This window comes from Methylocella tundrae, from assembly GCF_901905185.1.
Lineage (GTDB): Bacteria > Pseudomonadota > Alphaproteobacteria > Rhizobiales > Beijerinckiaceae > Methylocapsa > Methylocapsa tundrae.
The window spans coordinates 56,010-75,490 of record NZ_CABFMQ020000075.1 but is presented as its reverse complement, the minus strand read 5'-3'; the positions used below and the strand labels follow the sequence as shown (position 1 = coordinate 75,490).

Here is a 19,481-nt window from a genome sequence, read left to right as displayed (position 1 = left end):
TCCGGCCGCTCAGCCGGTCGCGAGCAGGCGGCGCCAAAGCGCCGCTACATGGCGCATGCCGCTTTGACCCGTCAAGTCATATGCAAATTATTGCGACGAAACCATTAAGCGGGCAAGGTGGGCCGGGCGCCCGCGACGAGAGCCGGCGCACTCCGCTTTGCGCCCACGCCGTGAATAAATTGCTTCTTTCGTAATGGCCACGCATAAAACGCCGAAGTCGCCGGCTGGCGATGAAGGCGCGAACCATTCGTCCAGGATGCTTTCTAAAGAGCGCACCTCCGTTATGCCGCATTTGACCGCGCAAAACTCCATCAGAATGCGGCTTATTCTCATTCCGGCCTGCATTCTGTCGCTTGGCATCGCCGCTGTCATCGGCGTCACTCTCTATGGCGCAAAGGCCCGCATCGCTTCGGAAATCGACTCCGGCCTGACGCTTGGCGATCACCTGATCCGTTATGCGCTTGACGATCTCGCCGATGCGAGAAGCGGCGACGCCACAGCGCAGAGCCAGGCGCTGTCTCGGCTGCGCGAAGGCCTCGCGCATGTTCGCCATATCAAGGTCGCCTATGCCGCGGGGGCCGCCGCCCCCCCGTTCCCGGAACCGGGCGCTCCCCCGAAGCCGAAAACCGCGGTCCCCGCCTGGTTTCAGGCCCTGCTCCGGCCGGCGACGATTGAAAAGATCTATCCCGTCGCCATCGGCGGCGCGCCGCGCGGCGAGATCGTGATGTCGAGCGAACCCGCCGACGAAATCGCCGAGATCTGGTCCAGCCTTCTGTTTTTGACGGCGCTTTTGATCGCGATCTCGATCGCCATCGTGACGCTGATCCTGTTGACCGCGCGCCATACGCTGGCGCCGCTACGCCAGCTCGTCGATGGCCTCGATCGGCTGGGCCGAGGGCAGTTCGGCGCGGTGGGGGAGATCAGGATCGCCGAATTGCGCCGCATCGGCGAGCACTTCAACAAGCTCGCCGCGACGCTCGCGCGCTCCGAAGATAATAATCATCTGCTCATCGACCGTCTGCTGTCGATCCAGGACGCCGAACGCAAAGAACTCGCCCGCGAGCTCCACGACGAGTTCGGCGCTTCCCTGTTCGGCGTCAGGGCCGCCGCCTCCTGCATCGTCGAGGCGGCGTCCGGCTCCCTCATCGGCCCTGCCGAGGCGCGCGAGATCGTCGAGCGCGCGCAAACAATCTCGGCGCTCGCAGACGCCATCCAAAAGCAGAACTATCGCATTCTCGATCGCATCCGGCCGGTCATCTTGCACCAGATGGGCCTACCCGACGCCCTGCGCCAGCTTGCCGAGGCCTGGCGGTCGCAGCACCGTGATTTCTCATGCGTGATCGATATTGCGGGCCAAGGGCGGATCTTCAATGAAGAGGTCAGCCTGACGAGCTATCGCATCGTGCAGGAATGCCTGACCAATGTCGCACGCCATTCGAAGGGGGGCTCCGTTCGCATCGGCATGTCGGTTGACGCCGCCGCCGCGCCTTCGGGGAGCCCTGAGCTCCGCTTGCGGATCGAAGACGACGGCGCCGGCCTGCCGGCTGATTTCAGATATGGCTTCGGTTTTTTGGGCATGAGCGAGAGAGTGCGAAAACTCGACGGGCGCCTTAAGATCGGCGCCGGCGCGACAGGAGGAGCCTTGATCGAGGCGTTCATTCCTGTGGGGCCGAAAGCACAGGCAGAGACCGCCGGCGATCAAGCAGGCGACAGACGGGCGGAAGAGACGGCCATTCCATGACTGAGCGCGTAAAAATCCTGTTGATCGAGGATCATCCGATCGTTCGCGACGGCTGTTTGCGAATCCTCGCGCGGCGATCCGATTTCGACGCGATGGAGGCCAATTCGGCGGCGGCGGGCCTTGCGGCCAACCGCAGCTTTTCCCCGCAGGTTATCATCCTCGATCTCGAATTACCCGACACTGGCGGGCTCGAGGTCATCCCGGAGCTTTTGCGCGACAACCCTTCGACGCGAGTCGTCATTTTCAGCATGTATGAGGCGGCGACCTTCGTCACCCGCGCGCTCGATCGCGGCGCGCGCGGCTATGTCACAAAAAACGACGATCCGAACGCCATCCTTCACGCCGTCGACAAAGTCCTGTCCGGCTCTGTCTATCTTGGCCAATCGGTCGCCCAGAACCTTGCGTTGGCCAATTTCGAGCCGAGCGAGGATCCGCTGCGCGTCCTCAGCGAAAGGGAGCGGCAGGTCGTGAACCTGCTTGGCGAAGGCATGAGTCTGACGGAAATTTCCGCTTCACTGGCGATTGGCTACAAGACGGCGGCAAATATCGTCTCGGCCGTCAAGCAGAAGCTTCATATCGGCACGAGCCCGGCCTTGATCAAATTCGCCGTCGAATTGAGAAGCAAGGTTTAGAGACAAGCCACAAATGCAAAGTCCGGGAGCCGCGCGGCTCCCGGACCTGAATAACGGGTTTCTGAAGGACAGCCGCCGGGCGACAGATGAACTGGCCCTTACGGCTTGGCCGGGGCCGCCGGCGCAGCGGTGGGCGGCGCGGCGCCGCCCGTGGCGTCGGGCTTGGCCGCCTCGAGCTTCTTACGCTCTTCCTCGGCCCGCTTCTGCAATTCCTCCTGCAATTTCTTCTGCTGCTCCTCGAGCACTTTCGGATCGACCGGCGGGCCCTCGAAAGCCTTTTCGAAATTGGCCATCGGGACGCTGAAGGTAACCAGATTATTAGCCTGATTCTTGACGTCGATACTCATCGTCGTCCCCTTCTTCATCTCGGCGATGGTCGTTCCCTTGACCCGCGCCTCGGCGAAGCAGCCATTCGGGAAGCAGATTTCAAACGCGCCTTCCTGCGTCGCGCCCTTGTCGATCGCGAAACGAAAGCCTGGCCGGAGCATCAGACCGACCGGCAGCAGAAGGCGCACGATACGCGTATCCTCGCCCTTGATGTCGTAGACCGCGAGCGCGAGAACGGGGGCCTGGTCCTTTTGCGCGCTGAAATCGCGGGTCGTGTAGCAAATTTCCTTATTGGCCGCCTGATCTTTGCCGCAGACCTTCGTCCAATCGTTCTGGGTCGGGTAAAGCTCAACCTTGAACGGCCCCTGCTGGGGAGCCGGCTGCGGCGCCGGCGAGCCGGGCACGGCCTGAGGCGGAGCTTCCGCCGGAGCGGCTGGCGCCGCCGCGGGAGCTTGCGCCGGCTTGGCTGGCGCCGTCTTTTTTGCTTGCGCGAAAGCTTCCGCGCCGGCCAGCAAAAACAAGCCAGCGAGACCAGCCGCGCCGAAGCGTTTCAACGAGAAAGACATTGGAATTCCTTTCAAATGGTCCGCCCTTATAGTTCAAGCTTTCGGTAAAATCACCCCCGCGTGTGAGCAAATTCAGACGCCAGGCAAAGAAATGCACGCGAGGCGGATAAAACCGATTTTGCGGACGCCGATAAGGATGGCGCTGATGCGCGCGGGGCTTTATGTGTCAACGCCGCCATGGCGTTCCGGTTATCCAAGATGCGCGTGACTGGCAAGTCCGCGTTCAAAATTGGGCGGCCAGGACCAGCGACTCCATCGGTTGCCGCGAGGCGGCGCCAAAAAAATCATGATTGAATGGTCTAAATTGGCGCGATGACTGAGATTTCAACCCGAATCATCGCAGCCGCGTCACTCGTTTGCGCGATTTTCTGCGGCCTTGCCGCGTTGACTTCGAAGGCCTGGGCCGATTCGGCGCCGCGGCCGGGCATCGCCATGCATGGCGAGCCGGCGCTGCCTGACGGTTTCGATCACCTGCCCTACGCCGATCCGGGCGCACTCAAGGGCGGGCGCGTCTCCATCGGCTTTCTCGGCGCTTTCGACAGCCTCAATCCCTTCAACCTCAAGGCGGGCTCGACCGCGCAAGGATTGAACGGCAACGTGTTCGAGACTTTGATGACGCGCTCGCTCGACGAGCCGTTCACGCTCTATGGGCTGATCGCAAAGACGATCGAGACCGACTCCGAGCGCACGCACGTGACCTTCAGGCTCGATCCTCGCGCGCATTTTTCCGATGGGACGCCGATCACATCGGACGATGTGCGCTTCACCTTCGAATTGCTCAAGACCAAGGGCCGCCCGCAGCAGCGCGCCGCTTATTCTCTCATCAAATCGATCGAAACGCCGGATCCCTGGACCGTCCGCTATGAGATCGCCGCCGCCGGCGATCGGGAAATGCCACTGACCCTGGCGCTGATGCCTGTCCTGCCCCGGCACGCCGTCGATCTCGCGAAATTCGACGACGCTAACCTCGACGTCCCGATCGGATCAGGCCCCTACAAGATCGCCGAGGTAAGGCCGGGCGAGCGCCTCATCTTGAAGCGCGATCCGAATTACTGGGGCAAGGATCTGCCGGTCCGTCGCGGTCTTTTCAATTTCGACGAGATCGACATCGAATATTTCCGTGACGCCAACAGCCTGTTCGAGGCCTTCGCCGCCGGCCTCCTCGATTTTCGCGAGGAGACAAGCCCGGTGCGCTGGACCACCGCCTATGATTTCCCGGCTCTGCGCGATCATCGCGATGTGAAAGCGACGCTGCCCATCGGCGGCCCGAAGGGTATGGAAGGCTTTGTCTTCAATCTGCGCCGGCCGCTGTTCGACGACGTCAGGGTGCGCGAAGCGCTCGGCCTGATGTTCGATTTCGAATGGATCAACGCCAATCTCTACAGCGGCCTTTACAAGCGGACGCAGAGCTTTTTCGATGAATCCGAACTCGCCTCGACGGGCCGCCCGGCAAGCGCCGAGGAGCGCGCCCTGCTCGCGCCATTTCCGGGCGTCGTCCGCGACGACATCCTCGAGGGGCGCTGGCGCCCGCCGGTGACGGACGGATCCGGCAACGACCGGACGATGCCGAAGCGCGCGCTCGCATTGCTCGAAGCGGCCGGCTACGTCTTAAAGGACGGCCGGTTGATGAAGGGAAACGAGCCGCTCGCCTTCGAGATCATGGTGAAAGACCGCAGCCAGGAACGCCTCGCGCTGAACTATTCCGATTCTCTCGCGCGCATTGGCGTCGCGGCGAAGGTGAGACTCGTCGACGAAGTGCAATATCAGCGGCGGCGCCAGAAATTCGACTTCGACATGATGATCGGAAGCTGGATCGCCTCAGCTTCGCCCGGCAATGAGCAGCGTTCGCGCTGGGGATCGAAAAGCGCCGGTCAGGAAGCCTCCTTCAATCTTGCCGGCGTGAAATCGCCCGCGGTCGACGCCCTGATCACGGCCCTTCTCGCCGCCCGGACGCATGAGGAATTCGTCACCGCCGTGCGCGCCTACGACCGCGTGCTGCTGTCCGGTTTTTATATCGTGCCGCTCTTCCATGCCTCGGATGAATGGATCGCGGCCTCGGCGGCGCTGGAGCGGCCGCGTTCGCTGCCGCATTATGGCTCGCCGACCGGCAGTTCGACGCTTGATACGTGGTGGCGCAAACAGCCTTGAAGCATTGGACGCGGATTTTTTCATTTCGGGCGACGCTGCCGCACTACGCGTCAAAAAACTACGCTAAGCTCACCAAAATTTTTACGCCGACAAACTTCCTGCGCCGAAAGGGCTCGGACGATGATCGAGGGCGATGCGACCTTGACCTTTCTGGCCTTGCTGCTTGTGCTTCTCGTCCTTTCGGGTTTCCGCATCGCCAATCAATATGAGCGCGCGGTGGTGCTGCGGCTTGGCAAATATCAGCGCACCGCTGGGCCGGGCCTCTATTATCTGATCCCGCTCGTCGACCGGCGCTGGAAAGTCGACCTGCGCACGATGACGACCGAGGTCGGGCAGCAGGAGGCGATCACCAAGGATAATGTGCCGGTCAAGATCAACGCCGTGATCTGGCGGCGCATCGTGAACCCGCAGCGCGCCGTTATCGAGGTCGCCAATGTCGGCGAATCGGTGATCCAGGTCGCCGTGACGGCGCTGCGCAACGTCATCGGCCAGCACACGCTCGACGACGTTCTGAAAGAACAAGAAACCATCGCGCAGGCGCTGCAGACCTCGATCGACCGCGTGACGGAACCGTGGGGCGTAAAGGTCGAGCGCGTGCAGATGCGCAATGTCGAGATCCCGGAATCGATGCAGCGCGCCATGGCGCAGGAGGCCGAGGCGCTTCGCGAAAAGCGGGCCCGCAAGATCAAGGCCGAAGCCGAAGTCGAGGCGGCCGCCTTGCTGCGTCAGGCGGCCGAGATCATCATGCACAGCCCGGCCGGCCTCGAATTGCGCCGGATGCAGATGATCACCGAAGTCGGTGCCGAGCAGAACACAATGACCATCATCATGATGCCAAGCGAGTTCGTCGAAATGGCGCGCGCGTTCTCCGTCAGAAAGGCGGACGGCGCCTGAAGCCTTTGCGGCGCCCGTATTGAGCCGGCGCAGCTGCGCAGCCTATGGTTGCGCCAACGCGCAATGGCCATTGTCAGTTGAGGCTTGACCATGTATTTTCACCATGAGAGCCTTGTGGAATTCCAGCCGAGGCACGGAGTCGGGCAGCCGAACGGCGGCCCGTTTTTTTTACGCATGATTTGATGTTATTTTCACACGTTTATAATGTTGAATGCGCAAGGTTGGACTTAAAAGCCCCAGGAGCCTTGCATGAGCATCGAAGATCCGTCGCCGATTGCTATTGACCTCGTGGCTGATATCGCCAGCTCCGAGTGCTTCATCGGCTTGCACCTGATCCGGGCCGTTGTCGGCACGGTGCCGGGGCTTTCCGTCGATATTCGCTGGCGGCCTTTCCAGATAGACCCCGACATGCCGCCGGAAGGGCAGGATCGAGCCGCCTATCTGGCCGAGAAATGCGGCCCTCCGGGCGAGGTTCACGAAGTGCTTGCCAATCTTTCCGAACTCGCGCGCGAGTTCGGGCTCGAGCTTGCCTACGACAAGATCGAGCGCCAGCCCAACACGCTCGACGCGCATCGCCTTATCCGCTTCGCGCGCAACTTCGGCGTCGAGATGGCGATCGTCGAGGCTCTTTTCGAGGCTTTTTTCCTGCGCGGGCAGGATATCGGAGACCGCGGCGTTCTCGCGGCGATCGCCGGCCGAAAAGGCATCGATCCGGAGCTTGTCGAGGCGTTTCTCAGCGGATCTGACGATATCGGGGCGATGAAACAGGAGCTCTCGGGCTTTCGTGCGCTCGGCGTCGAGCATGTGCCGCGCTTCATCATCGCGGGCAAGGAAACCATCACCGGCGTCAAGTCGATCGAAGATTTTGCCGACGCGCTGTTCAGATCGATTGAGGATGAGTGAGAGGGTTTTCGATCTGGCGGTTTGCTTGCGTCATAGCCGCCTAACTCCCCTCCTGCCGCTTTGAAGCTTGATGTGCACAGATAATTCAGCGCGCGGTCTTGCGCGCGCCGCTTGGCTCGCGCCGTAATCAGGTGCGGCGAATCGCGCGCCTATCTATTTTCGGTTAACCAAAAGCTAACGGGTTCGGTAAACACTCAAATCTGATGCAGGTTTTTTCCGCGGGGCCTTGCGCCTCGCATTCAGCTTGGTCCTATGAAATTCACCAAACTGCGCATCGCAGGGTTCAAAACCTTCGTCGAGCCGACCGATTTCCTGATCGAGCCGGGCCTCACGGGCATTGTCGGGCCTAACGGCTGCGGCAAATCCAATCTCGTCGAGGCGATGCGCTGGGTGATGGGCGAGACCTCGTCCAAAAACATGCGCGCCTCCGGCATGGACGATGTGATTTTTTCGGGCGGCGGCAACCGGCCAGCGCGCAACATGGCCGAAGTCGTCCTTTTTCTTGATAATAGCACGCGCACCGCCCCCGCCGCCTTCAACGATAATGACGCCATCGAGGTCTCGCGCCGGATCGAACGCGAATCGGGATCGACCTATCGCGTCAACGGCCGCGAAACGCGCGCGCGCGACGTCCAGCTTCTGTTCGCCGACGCCTCCTCCGGCTCGCGCTCTCCGGCGATGGTGCACCAGGGGCAGATCGGGCAGATGATCTCGGCGAAACCTCAGGAGCGCCGCCGCATTCTGGAAGAAGCCGCCGGCGTCGCCGGCCTGCACTCGCGCCGCCACGAGGCGGAACTCCGCCTCAAGGCCGCCTCCGACAATCTTTTGCGCCTCGATGATATTTTGCAGCAGATCGAGAGCCAGACCAAAGGTCTCGAACGGCAGGCCCGGCAGGCGTCGCGTTACCGCGACCTTGCCGCCAGCATCCGGCGCTCCGAGGCTTTGCTCGCGCTGATCAATCATCGCGAGGCGACGCAGGCTCTCGCCGACGCCGAAGCCAAGCTCGCATTTTTTGCGTGCGAGGTTGAGGAAAAGACAAGGCTCCAGGCGGAGGCCGCGCGCGCGCAAGGCATGGCGGCGCATGCTCTGCCAGTGCTGCGCGAGGCGGAGCTCGCCCGCGGCGGCGATCTGCAAAGGCTGATCATCGCGCGGGAGGCGCTCGACGGCGAGGAAAAGCGCGCCAAGGCGCGCAGCGCCGAATTGTCGCAGCGCATCGCTCAAATGAGCAGCGATCTTTCGCGCGAACGCGCGCTGATCGCGGACGCCGCGGGCGTTCTCGAACGTCTCGACATGGAGGCGGCTGAACTTTCGGACGCCGCCGCGGCTGAAGCCGACATCGAGACGCAGGGCCGCGCCCGCCTGATCGAGGCGGAGGCCGCCCTCGCCGCGGCGGAAGCGGAATTATCCGAGGCGCAGGAGCAGCGCGCGGGAATCGAAGCTCGCCGGATGAGCTGCGAGGCCGCGCTGCGCGACGAACGCGCGAGACTGGCGCGCCTTGAGGCGGAATTCACAAAGGTGGCCGACGAGAAAGCCGCGCTTCTCGCTGACCTCGGCGGCGGCGAGGACCGCGCTCTGCTGCAGGAAGCGCTGGAGCAGACGATCGAAACCGCTGGCGCCTATGAAGATGAAATCGCCCAATTCGAGGCGGCCCATGCCGACGCGCGCTCATTGGAAGCCAGTGCGCGCGGAAAGCTGGCGGAGGCCGAACGCAAGGCGCAAAAGCTCGGCACCGAGGCCCAAACGCTCTCGAAGCTGCTGACTGCCGCGAGCGGCGGCTTCTGGCCCCCTGTCACCGACGAAATTACCGTCGCAAGGGGCTTTGAAGCGGCGCTCGGCGCGGCGCTTGGCGATGATCTCGACGCTTCAACCAATCCTTCAGCGCCGGCGCATTGGGCTGAAACCGACAGGCGGGCCGATCCGGCCCTGCCCGAGGGGGTCGAACCACTCGCTGATCTCGTCACGGCGCCCGAGGCGCTCGCGCGGCGGCTCAATCAGATCGGGGTCGTTTCCCGCAGCGAAGGCCCTGCCCTGCTCCCGCTGCTGAAGCCGGGTCAGCGGCTGGTCTCAAAAGAGGGCGACCTTTGGCGTTGGGACGGTTTCGTCCAGGCGGCGGAGGCGCCGACCCCGGCGGCGCGCCGCCTCACGGAAAAGAATCGTCTCGGCGAACTGACCCTTGAGGCCGAGGCCGCCCGCGAGACCGCCGATGCGCTGAAAGCCGAGGCCGAGGAGGCCGAGGCCAAGGTCGCCGCTTGCGCGGCCGCCGAAAGCGGAGCGCGCCAGAGCCACAAAGCCGCCTTGCGCGAGGTTGAAACAGCGCGCGCAAGACATGCCGCGGCCGAACGCGCCGAGGCAAGCGCCGCGGCCCGCCTCTCCGCGCTGGAAGAGGCGACGCAGCGCCTGACCAGCGGTCGCGACGAAGCGCGGGAAAAATTCGCCGAGGCGCAGATGGCGCTCGATGATCTCGCGGATTCCGCCGAATTGGCTGAACGGCTCGAAGTCTGCCGCACGCGAGCCGGCCGCGAGCGCGCCGTCGTCGGCGAGGCGCGCGCCGAACTGCAGGCGCATTTGCGCGAGGCGCAATCGCGGGCGAGGCGCCTCGAGGCGATCGCCAATGAGCGCAAATCCTGGCTGCTGCGTTCGGAAGGCTCCGGCGGCCAGATCAGCGCTTTCGAGGCGCGGATCGAGGAAGCCACAATCGAATATGAACGGTTGGCGGAGGCGCCCGATACATTCCTGGCAAGCCGCCGCGCGTTGATGAATCAGATCGACGCCGCCGAGGCCGCCCGCAAAGAGGCCGCGGACGAGCGCGCCGCCGCCGAGACGATGGTCGCCGCGGCCGATCGCGAGGCGCGGATGGCGCTTGAAGCGATGGGCGCGGCGCGTGAGCAAAAAGCGCGCAGCGAGGCGCGCATCGAAGCGGCGCGGGCGCGTCTCGACGAGGTTTTGCGCGCCATTGGCGCGGAGCTCGACTGCGCGCCTGAAGAGCTTCCGGCGCTGGCGCAAGTCGGCGCCAATGATGATCTTCCGGCGCTGACCGACATCGAACGCCGGCTCGAAGCCTTGAAGCAGGATCGCGAGCGGCTTGGGGCGGTCAATCTGCGCGCCGAGGAAGAACTCACCGAGGCCGAGGCGGCCAAGGCGCGTCTTGCCGCCGAACATGCCGACCTCACCGAAGCGATCCGGCGTTTGCGTCAGGCCATTCAAAGCCTCAACAAGGAAGGGCGCGAGCGTCTGCTCGCCGCCTTCGAGAAGGTCAATGCTCATTTCAGGGAGCTGTTCACGACGCTGTTCGGCGGCGGCTCCGCTGAGCTGCAGCTCGTCGAATCCGACGATCCGCTGGAGGCGGGGCTTGAAATCCTCGCGCGTCCGCCGGGCAAAAAGCCGCAGGTGATGACGCTGCTCTCCGGCGGCGAGCAGGCGCTCACCGCGATGTCGTTGATTTTTGCGATCTTTCTCACCAATCCCTCGCCCATCTGCGTTCTCGACGAGGTGGATGCGCCGCTCGACGACGCCAATGTCGAGCGTTTCTGCGATCTCCTGGAAGAAATGCGCCGCAAGACGGAAACGCGCTTCATCACCATCACGCATAATCCGATCACGATGGCGCGGATGAACCGGCTTTTCGGCGTCACAATGGCCGAGCGCGGCGTCAGTCAATTGGTCAGCGTCGATCTCGAAGACGCCGAACGCCTGCTCGACGCCGGCTGAGTGCGGCGATTCGTCATCGCGGCGGCTTTTGCCAAAAAACATGAATTTTAGTGTAGTTCTAAAGGCTTAGCGCGCGCAGTCTAAGTCTTGACAGGCATTTGCGCCGCCCATATGTTGCCCCCGCTCGCAAGAGTTTGTTCTGCAGTCGCCCTATTCCCGCGCCGCCCGCCCAAAATTCGCCGCCTTTGCTCGCTTTTCGCAGCGAGGCGACCTATAAAACGCTTCCGCGCCTCTTCGCGAGGCGCCTCGAAACGGAGGCGGATGCTGTGGGCGAGCGCGACGACTCTCGGAGCGAAGATCAAAAGCGCGCGGACGCTCGATTTGAAGCGGACCAGCGCGAAGCCGCGGCGCTGCGGTCAAGGCTCGACAAATTGTCGGCCGATCTTGGCGCCAGCAAGGATTCGAGCGCCGGAAACGGCGACAAGGACGCCGACCTTACGGCCGGCTCGTTCGGCGGCGCGATGAGCCTCGGCTTTCGCGTCCTTACGGAATTTGTGTCGGCGGTCGTCGTCGGCGCGCTGATCGGGTGGCAACTCGATAAATGGTTCGGGACCAGCCCGCTGTTTCTTCTCGTCCTCCTCCTGCTGGGGACGGCGGCGGGATTTTGGAATGTGTATCGCATCGCCGTCAAACCTCCGGGCACGAAGCCTTGAGGGTTGAAGCGGCGGCTCCGGCGTTTTTGACATCGGGGCCGGAATCAAAGTCATACGAAGGGGTTCGCACGTGGCAGAAGCAATGGATCCGATCCATCAGTTCAAGGTAGAACCGATCATCAGCCTGCATCCTTTCGGCATTGACGCGTCCTTCACCAACTCGTCCCTGTTCATGCTGATTATCATTCTCGCGGCGTCGGCGCTGATGATCGTCGGCACATCATCGCGTTCGCTCATTCCCGGCCGGCTGCAATCGGCCGCCGAGATGAGTTACGAATTCGTGGCGAATACAGTGCGGATGACCTCCGGCCAGGACGGGATGAGGTTTTTTCCGTTCGTCTTCACGCTGTTTCTCTTCGTGTTCTTTGCGAACATCATCGGGGTCATTCCTTATAGCTTTTCCGTGACGAGCCAGATCATCGTGACCTTCGCGCTCGCAGCGCTCGTCATCGGCATGGTCATCGTCTATGGCGTCATCCGCCACGGGACGCATTTCCTCGGCCTCTTCGTGCCGTCGGGAGTGGCGCCGGCGCTGCTGCCATTCATCGCGCTGATCGAGGTCATTTCCTTCGCTTCGCGCCCGATCAGCCTTTCGGTTCGTCTGTTTGCGAACATGCTGGCGGGTCACATCACCTTGAAGGTTCTGGGCGGCTTCGTCGCCGCTCTCCTCGGCGCCGGCGCTTACGCCATAGTCGCGCCGCTTCCTCTCATTGGCATCGTCGTGCTCACGGGCTTCGAACTGTTTGTGGCCGCGCTGCAGGCCTATGTCTTCGCCATTCTCACTTGCGTCTATCTGAACGACGCAATTCATCCGGGTCACTGAATAAATATCAACAACAGATCAGCGCCCGCTTCCGTAAGCCTCCAGGAGTAAAACATGGATCCCGTTGCAGCTAAATTCATCGGCGCCGGTCTCGCCGCCATCGGCATGGGCGCCGCCGCCATCGGCGTCGGCCTGATTTTCGGCAATTTTCTTTCCGGCGCCCTGCGCAATCCAACGGCATCCGACGCTCAGTTCGGGCGCGCCTTCATTGGCGCGGCGCTTGCGGAAGGCTTGGGCATTTTCGCCTTCCTCGTGGCGATTCTTCTGCTTTTCGTGCTTTAACGTCAAATGCGTTGCGCCCGGGCGGAAACAGTCCGGGCGCATCTTTTTGCATCGGACTTTTCGCTCAGGATTTGACGCAGGAATTGGACAATGGCTAGTCATACACCCGAAGGCCACACCAGCGGCACAGTCGAGCCGGCTGACATAGACCATGGGGCGCATGCCTTTCCGCCATTCGATTCGGCCAGTTTCGCCTCGACGCTGATCTGGCTCGCGATTACGTTCGGGCTTTTCTATTATCTGATGTCGAGGATCGCGCTGCCGCGCGTCGAAAATATCCTCCATACCCGCGCCGGCAAGATCAGGCAGGATTTGCACGAGGCTCACGCCGCCCGCGAAAAGTCGGAAAAAGCCGCCGCGGAGCAGGACAAAACCATCGCCGACGCCAGAGCCAAGGCGCAGGCCCTCGCCCAGCAAACGCAGGCGAAGATCAACGCGGAAAACGACGAGAAGCGGCACGCGCTGGAGGCCGACCTCAACGCCAAGCTCGCCGCCTCCGAAAAGCAGATCGTCGAAACCAAAGCCAAAGCGATGGACAATGTCGGAATGATCGCCGCAGACGCGGCCGCCGCCATCGTCGAACGGATCACCGGCAAGCCCGCCGACCAGAATGCGGTCAAAGCGGCCGTCACCCAAGCCAAAGCTTAAGGCCGGAGAGAGACGATGCTGAACGAAGAAACTTTCGTCGCCTTTGGATTCATCCTTTTCGTTGGCCTGCTTGCCTATCTCGGCGTCCATAAAAAACTCAACGCGGCGCTCGATCATCGCGCCGACAGGATCAAGGCCGAACTCGCCGAGGCCGAAAGGCTGCGCGCCGAAGCCGAGGCCGTTCTCGCCTCTTTCGGCAAGCGGCTCGCTGACGCCGAGGCCGAGGCGGCAGCCGTTGTCGCGCAGGCTCATGCCGAAGCCGATCGTCTCGCCAAGGAAGCCGCCGACCGGCTACAGGAATTCATCCAGCGGCGCACCAGGCAGGCGCAGGACAAGATCGCGACAGCCGAGTCCCAAGCGACGGCCGAAGTACGCGCAGCCGCGGCCGACGCCGCGACAAGGGCCGCTGGCCTCGTTCTCAAAGATCAGGCGAAGGGGCCCTTTGGCGAGCAGCTCATTCAAAAGGGCATCGCCGATCTGAAAGGGCTGTTTCACTAAAGCATGATGCCATTGCAGACTTTTCGGACCCACATCATGCGTTCAAAGGCATAAGCGAAAGAAGTTACGAACGTCTCAGAGATCATGCGAGATCAGGAGCGGATGTTGTCCGAGGAAATCGGCAAACCCGCTCTTTTTTTATCGGCGTCTTCTCAGCTGAACTGACGCCCTCCTTGCGTGAAACTTCGGCGGCTGGCGCGGTTAAGGCCGCAGCCACGGAAGTGAGGACGGCGATCCGCCGTCGCTGAACTCAGGCGTCCAATACTTCATCTGTCCACACCCGGAAGCCGGCCAGCGTATTGGGTCCAAACGTCGTCGTAATGGCGACGTCGGCGGCGTCTCTGCCGCGCGCCAGGAGAACGCGGCCGATGCGCGGCTCATTGTTGCGCGCATCGAAGGTGCGCCATTGACCGCCGAGATAGACCTCGAACCAGGCGGCGAAATCGCCCGGCGGATAAGGCGGCGGCATGCCGACGTCGCCGAGATATCCGGTGCAATAACGCGCCGGAATGTTGAGCGCGCGGCAGAACGCGACGGCGAGATGGGCGTAGTCGCGGCAGACCCCCTGCCCTTCCTGATAGGCTTCCGAGGCGGTGCGCGTCACGCGCGCAAAATGATATCCGAACTCGATGCGCTGATGGGTAAAGTCGCAGATCGCCTGAACCCGCTCCCAGCCGGGTTTGGTCTGCCCGAACAAGGTCCAGGCGAGATCCAGCAGACGGTCGCTGTCGCAAAAGCGGCTCGGAAGGAGAAACAGGATCGCCTCTTCGGGAAGGGCTTCGACCGGCATCTGCGCGGCGCCTGGCGCGATGTCGTCGGCAAGACCCGAGTCGGAGATGATGGCGTCGGTCGACAGCGTCATCCTCCCCGCGGGCGCGAGGATGCGGCTGCACCAGTTTCCGTACATGTCGCGGTAGCCAGAAATCGGAACCGATGGGAACGTCTTGATGTGATCGGGCTCGGCGAGGTCAGCGACGCGCGAATAATGCACGTTCAACATGCCGATCAGCGGGGTCGGCTGGGGAAATTCATAGCTGATTTCGTAACCGATTCGAAGTTTCAAGGAGCGTCTCCGCATTGGGGCCGGCCGGAAGGCGAAGCCGCGTCCGCACACCATCCGTCTCTCATGGTAGCAGCTATGGCGCCCGTCGCCTGAGGGTTTATTAGGCACTCATTCGCGCGCCCGGGCAGAGCGGGAGCCGCCTTTTCGTTTCCCATTGCGCTTCATTTATAGTAGCGCTCCTCCCCGGAGCTGCTTCGTGATTTGCTATCGCCCTATCTTCCGCGCCGCCGTCTGCCTCGCCTTCGCCCTGGCCCTTGCGGGCTGCGGTCGTCGCGGGCCGCTTGAGGCGCCGCCTGGTTCGACTCCCGTGACGCCGCTGTCCGGGGTTCCCGAAGCCGCGCAGGAGCCGAGAAGCGAACTCGCCTTGCCGGGCGAGGCGACGGCTGCCGCGAAGCCGGCCGCGGCCCCTGTGAAGGCTCCGCCGCGGCCATTCATTCTTGATCCCCTGCTCTGACGTCCTGGCGCCATGCATCACTTTGCGATGAAGAACGGCGTCATGCACGCTGAGGATGTCGATCTTGCCGCATTGGCCGAGGTCGTCGAAACACCCTTTTATTGCTATTCAAGCGCGACGCTGAGCCGGCACTACGAGGTCTTCAAAGGCGCGCTCAGCCATCTCGACGCGCTCGTCTGTTACGCATTGAAAGCCAATTCCAATCAGGCCGTGCTGACGACGCTGGCGCGGCTCGGCGCCGGAATGGACGTGGTTTCCGAAGGGGAATTGCGACGCGCGCTCGCGGCTGGCGCGGCCGCCTCAAAGATCACTTTTTCCGGCGTCGGCAAGACGAAGTCCGAGATGGCGCTCGCGCTCGAGGCGGGGATTTTGTGCTTCAACGTCGAGTCAGAGCCTGAATTGCGCGCGCTCTCCGAGGTCGCCGCCTCCATGGGCCGGACCGCGCCGATCGCGCTTCGCGTCAATCCCGACATTGACGCGCGGACCCACGCGAAAATCTCGACCGGAAAGGCCGAGAACAAATTCGGCATCCCGATCAGCCATGCCCGCGCCGTTTTCGCGGAAGCGGCGGCGTTGCCGGGGATCAAGGTGAGCGGCATCGATATCCACATCGGCTCGCAAATCACCGACCTCAATCCCTTTGACGACGCTTTCGCGCTCACGGCCGATTTCGTCTCAATCCTTCGCTCGGACGGCCACGACATCGACCATGTCGATGTTGGCGGCGGGCTCGGCATTCCCTATCGCGAGAGTGAAGATCCAGACAGCTACCATCCCGACCGTTACGCCAAGATCGTCACAGCGCGGCTCGGCGGCCTCGGCTGCCGCCTGATTTTCGAGCCGGGACGCCTTATCGTCGGCAACGCCGGGATTCTCGTGACCAAGGTCATCTACGTGAAGCGCGGCGAGGCAAAGACTTTTGTTATCGTCGATGCGGCGATGAATGATCTCGTCCGCCCGACCCTTTATGACGCCCATCACGATGTGAGGCCGGTGCGCGCCACCCGGCCGCAGGCGCCGGAAATTCTCGCCGATATTGTCGGCCCGGTCTGCGAAACAGGCGACTATTTGGCGCAGGGGCGCAAAATGCCAGAGCCCCAGCCCGGCGATCTCCTCGCCGTCATGTCGGCTGGAGCCTATGGCGCGGTGCAGGCCGGAACCTATAATTCCCGGCTTCTTGTTCCGGAGGTGCTCGTCAACGGCGGCGAATATGCGCTCGTTCGTCCGCGTAGAACCTACGATGAATTGATTGCGCTGGACAAAATTCCGGCGTGGTTGCGCTAGATAGTCCCGGCTCGCCTCTGGCGAAGACGCGCCAACGTGCTAGCTTTATTGAAGACGAGGCGCGCGCCGGCTCAAAATTCAGCCAAACCGCGCGAGAAGCCGCAGACCGCCGATCTGGAGATCTTTTTGCGGATATTTGGACGCCCGATCCCTGGCAACCCCGATGTCTCTCCCGAGGCGGCGCCCCCCGGCGCGTCGAAACATCCCCGGCTTGAGCAACTGGCCGCGAGGACTCGGGCGCTTCTACTCTTTGAACGGAGCTGGCGCCTCCTCGCGCCGCCGCTCATCCTCATCGGCCTTTTCATCTGCCTTTCCTGGACCGGGTTTTGGCTGGAAATCCCGCATTGGGCGCGGGCGCTTGGCGTCGGCGTTTTCGGCATCGGCCTTGTCCTCGGCCTTGCGCCGCTGCGGAAACTGCGTTTTCCGTCACGCCGGGAAGCGCTGGAGCGGATTGATCGCGTCTCGAAGCTAAAGGAACGTCCGGCGGCGGTGCTCGATGACCGGCTCGGCAACGCTGGCGAGGACCCCGCGACGGCCGCCTTGTGGAGCCTGCACCGGCAGCGCGCGGCGAAGGCGGTGGCGCTGCTTCGGACAGGGCTGCCCTCGCCCCGCCTCGTAGACGTTGACCGCTACGCCTTGCGCGCCGCGGTTCTCGTCGGCCTCATCGCGACCGCCTTCGTCGCGGGGCCCGAAAAATATGCGCGCCTCGCCGCCGCTTTCGATTGGCGGCTCAGCGGCCTGCCCTCCGCCGGGCAGCGGATCGACGCCTGGGTCGATCCCCCCGCCTATACCGGCCGGGCGCCCATCGTCCTTTCAAAGCAGATGGAGGCGCAGAAGATCGCGGCGCCGATCGGCTCGACCATCGTCATTCGCAGCTCAAGCGGAGCAGTCGATTATCAGGCGGCCGGCGCCTTGACGGAAGCACCGATCGAGCCCGCCAGGGACAAACAGACTGACGGTGCGAATGGGCCGGCGCCGGCTGCCGCGAAGGCGCAAAATCCGGGCGAGAAGAGGCTCGTTCTGAACGGCGACGCAAGTCTCGCGATCGCCTCGATCGGCGCATTCCAATTCGCGGCGATCGCCGACAATCCGCCTGTGATCGCCTTGACCGACCCGCCAAAGGCGAATGCGCGTGGCTCCCTGACCCTGAAATACCAGATCACCGACGATTACGGTGCGATCAACGCAGAAGCGTCCTTCGCAAATCCGATCGCGCCCGGGGGCAAGCCGGGCAAACGCTCGCTGGTCGATCCGCCTAAGGCGCCGCTCCAGCTTCCGCCCACGGGCGACGAGGCCGGGGAGGCGGAAACGACGATCGATCTCTCCGAGCATCCCTGGGCCGGGGCCAAGGTCGAAATGACGCTGATCGCCCGCGATGAAGGCGGCAATGAAGGCAAAAGCGATCCCGTGACGATCACCCTGCCGCAAAAGCCATTCACCAAGCCTCTTGCCCGCGCGCTTGTCGAACAACGCCGCAATCTCGTGCTTGCTCCGGACGACAAGGGACGCGTGTCGACGGCTCTCGACGCTTTGATGATCGAGCCTGACGCTTTTGGCGTCAGCGCCGGCGTTTATCTTGGCCTTCGCGTCGCCTCCGAGCGTCTCGCTGCGGCGAGCAAGGACAGCGATCTCGTCGAGGTTGCCGATTATCTCTGGCAGATGGCGCTGCGCATCGAGAACGGCGATCTCTCGGAGGCCGAACGCGACTTGCGCGCGGCGCAGCAGCAATTGCGCGAGGCGCTGCAACGCAATGCGCCGCCCGATGAAATCAAGAAACTGACCGAGAATTTGCGCGAGGCCATGGACAAGTTCCTGCGCGAATTCGCCGAACAGCAGCAAAAGGACATGGATCGGGCCGATCAAGGCGCGGATGACAAGCAGAGCCGCGGCAAGGCGATCAGTCAGAAGCAGTTACAGGCAATGCTCGACAAGATGCAGGATCTGGCCCGGAACGGCGACAACGCCGAGGCTCAGAAAATGCTCGACCAGATGCAGAATATTCTCGAAAATCTGAAGCAGGCGCGGCGGCGCAACGCCGATCCGAAATCGCGCGAACTCAGCCGCGCGGTCGACCAGCTCGATCAGATGAGCAAACAGCAGCAGGATCTGCGCGACGACACCTATCAAAGCGGCGAGGCGGCCAAGCGCCAGCAGCGACGCCAGCGTAATCCGCTGGAGGACCAGGACGAGCAACAAGGCTTGGGCCAGCCACAGGACAATGGCGATAATGATCAGGAGAGCGAAGGCGATAGCCAGACCGGAAAGGCCCCTCCTCCCGGTCAGAGCCAGGCCGAGTTGCAAAATCGTCAGAATGATCTCCAAAGGCGCCTTGAAGAGCTGCAAAAGCGACTGAACAAGGCGGGTCAAGGAGATACCGGCCTCAGTGAAGCGCAAAAGGCGATGCGCGATGCGCAAAAGGCGCTCGGTGAAGGCGCCCACGGCAATGATCCCGCGGTAGAGGCGCAGGGACGCGCCGTCGACGGGCTGCGTGAGGGCGCGCAAAAACTGGCGCAGGCGCTGCGCAACCAAGGGGAAGGCGAGGGCGAAGGCCAGCCCGGCGAAGGCGAAGGCGAAGGCCAAGGCGAGGGCGAAGGCCAGCAGGGACAGTTCGGTCAGAATGGCACGGACCCGCTCGGCCGGCCGACGGGCCGCGAACGCGCCTTCAATCCGAGCGCCAAATACGACCCCTTGGGCGTTCCCGCGGCAGAGCGCGCCCAGCGGGTGCTTGAGGAATTGCGCCGCCGCCTCAGCGAACCGTCACGGCCGCGCGAGGAGACCGACTATCTCGAACGCCTGCTGCGCCGGTACTGAATTTTCAGAACAGTAGCGACGCCTCGCCATGCGTTTCGTCTCGATT

At 63.0% G+C, this 19,481-nt stretch carries 16 protein-coding genes; 14 read left to right on the top strand and 2 right to left on the bottom strand.

The window, feature by feature from the left end:
• Positions 1 to 283 precede the first annotated feature (283 nt).
• Together MPC4_RS07750 and MPC4_RS07745 are read left to right on the top strand one after the other, a co-directional pair.
• Positions 284 to 1,741, top strand: coding sequence for a histidine kinase (locus MPC4_RS07750; RefSeq protein ID WP_174512009.1), 1,458 nt, complete (start codon positions 284 to 286; stop codon positions 1,739 to 1,741).
• On the top strand, positions 1,738 to 2,373 hold the full coding sequence (locus tag MPC4_RS07745) for a response regulator (RefSeq protein ID WP_174512008.1): 636 nt from the start codon (positions 1,738 to 1,740) through the stop codon (positions 2,371 to 2,373). Before MPC4_RS07750 ends, MPC4_RS07745 begins: the two co-directional genes overlap by 4 nt.
• A gap of 98 nt (positions 2,374 to 2,471) precedes the next feature.
• Here MPC4_RS07745 and MPC4_RS07740 read toward each other — a convergent pair whose 3' ends face one another.
• On the bottom strand, positions 2,472 to 3,266 hold the full coding sequence (locus MPC4_RS07740) for an invasion associated locus B family protein (RefSeq protein ID WP_174512007.1): 795 nt from the start codon (positions 3,264 to 3,266) through the stop codon (positions 2,472 to 2,474).
• Between the two features lie 312 nt (positions 3,267 to 3,578).
• Here MPC4_RS07740 and MPC4_RS07735 point away from each other — a divergent pair, with 312 nt between their 5' ends.
• The 9 genes from MPC4_RS07735 to MPC4_RS07695 all read left to right on the top strand — a co-directional run bounded on the left by MPC4_RS07735 (position 3,579) and on the right by MPC4_RS07695 (position 13,823).
• Positions 3,579 to 5,414, top strand: coding sequence for an extracellular solute-binding protein (locus MPC4_RS07735; protein WP_174512006.1), 1,836 nt, complete (start codon positions 3,579 to 3,581; stop codon positions 5,412 to 5,414).
• A 120-nt stretch (positions 5,415 to 5,534) separates the two neighbouring features.
• Complete coding sequence (locus MPC4_RS07730; protein WP_210253614.1) at positions 5,535 to 6,308, top strand: SPFH domain-containing protein; 774 nt, start codon at positions 5,535 to 5,537, stop codon at positions 6,306 to 6,308.
• Between the two features lie 249 nt (positions 6,309 to 6,557).
• Positions 6,558 to 7,211, top strand: a complete 654-nt coding sequence (locus tag MPC4_RS07725) for a DsbA family oxidoreductase (protein ID WP_174512005.1) — start codon at positions 6,558 to 6,560, stop codon at positions 7,209 to 7,211.
• A 252-nt stretch (positions 7,212 to 7,463) separates the two neighbouring features.
• Complete coding sequence (gene smc / locus MPC4_RS07720; RefSeq protein WP_174512004.1) at positions 7,464 to 10,919, top strand: chromosome segregation protein SMC; 3,456 nt, start codon at positions 7,464 to 7,466, stop codon at positions 10,917 to 10,919.
• Between the two features lie 266 nt (positions 10,920 to 11,185).
• Positions 11,186 to 11,572, top strand: a complete 387-nt coding sequence (locus MPC4_RS21180) for an AtpZ/AtpI family protein (protein ID WP_244628899.1) — start codon at positions 11,186 to 11,188, stop codon at positions 11,570 to 11,572.
• 82 nt (positions 11,573 to 11,654) lie between these two features.
• Positions 11,655 to 12,395 (top strand): F0F1 ATP synthase subunit A, encoded by a 741-nt coding sequence (locus tag MPC4_RS07710; RefSeq protein ID WP_174512030.1) that lies wholly within the window; start codon positions 11,655 to 11,657, stop codon positions 12,393 to 12,395.
• Between the two features lie 54 nt (positions 12,396 to 12,449).
• Positions 12,450 to 12,677, top strand: a complete 228-nt coding sequence (locus MPC4_RS07705) for a F0F1 ATP synthase subunit C (RefSeq protein ID WP_134486290.1) — start codon at positions 12,450 to 12,452, stop codon at positions 12,675 to 12,677.
• Between the two features lie 90 nt (positions 12,678 to 12,767).
• Entirely contained in the window at positions 12,768 to 13,325 is a 558-nt protein-coding gene (locus MPC4_RS07700) for a F0F1 ATP synthase subunit B family protein (RefSeq protein ID WP_174512003.1), read from the top strand.
• Between the two features lie 15 nt (positions 13,326 to 13,340).
• Positions 13,341 to 13,823 carry a F0F1 ATP synthase subunit B family protein gene (locus tag MPC4_RS07695; RefSeq protein ID WP_174512002.1) on the top strand — a complete coding sequence of 161 codons (483 nt, stop codon included), beginning with the start codon at positions 13,341 to 13,343 and terminating at the stop codon, positions 13,821 to 13,823.
• Between the two features lie 250 nt (positions 13,824 to 14,073).
• Here the strand turns inward: MPC4_RS07695 and MPC4_RS07690 are convergent, their stop codons facing one another.
• Positions 14,074 to 14,886: a transglutaminase-like domain-containing protein gene (locus MPC4_RS07690; protein ID WP_174512001.1), complete on the bottom strand. Its 813-nt coding sequence runs from the start codon at positions 14,884 to 14,886 to the stop codon at positions 14,074 to 14,076.
• A 196-nt stretch (positions 14,887 to 15,082) separates the two neighbouring features.
• Here MPC4_RS07690 and lptM point away from each other — a divergent pair, with 196 nt between their 5' ends.
• The 3 genes from lptM to MPC4_RS07675 all read left to right on the top strand — a co-directional run bounded on the left by lptM (position 15,083) and on the right by MPC4_RS07675 (position 19,435).
• On the top strand, positions 15,083 to 15,340 hold the full coding sequence (lptM, locus tag MPC4_RS07685; protein WP_174512000.1) for an LPS translocon maturation chaperone LptM: 258 nt from the start codon (positions 15,083 to 15,085) through the stop codon (positions 15,338 to 15,340).
• A 12-nt stretch (positions 15,341 to 15,352) separates the two neighbouring features.
• A complete protein-coding gene (lysA, locus tag MPC4_RS07680; RefSeq protein WP_174511999.1) occupies positions 15,353 to 16,624 on the top strand; it encodes a diaminopimelate decarboxylase in 1,272 nt (423 codons plus the stop codon).
• Positions 16,625 to 16,750: 126 nt separating this feature from the next.
• Positions 16,751 to 19,435: a TIGR02302 family protein gene (locus MPC4_RS07675; protein WP_244628898.1), complete on the top strand. Its 2,685-nt coding sequence runs from the start codon at positions 16,751 to 16,753 to the stop codon at positions 19,433 to 19,435.
• Positions 19,436 to 19,481: the final 46 nt, after the last annotated feature.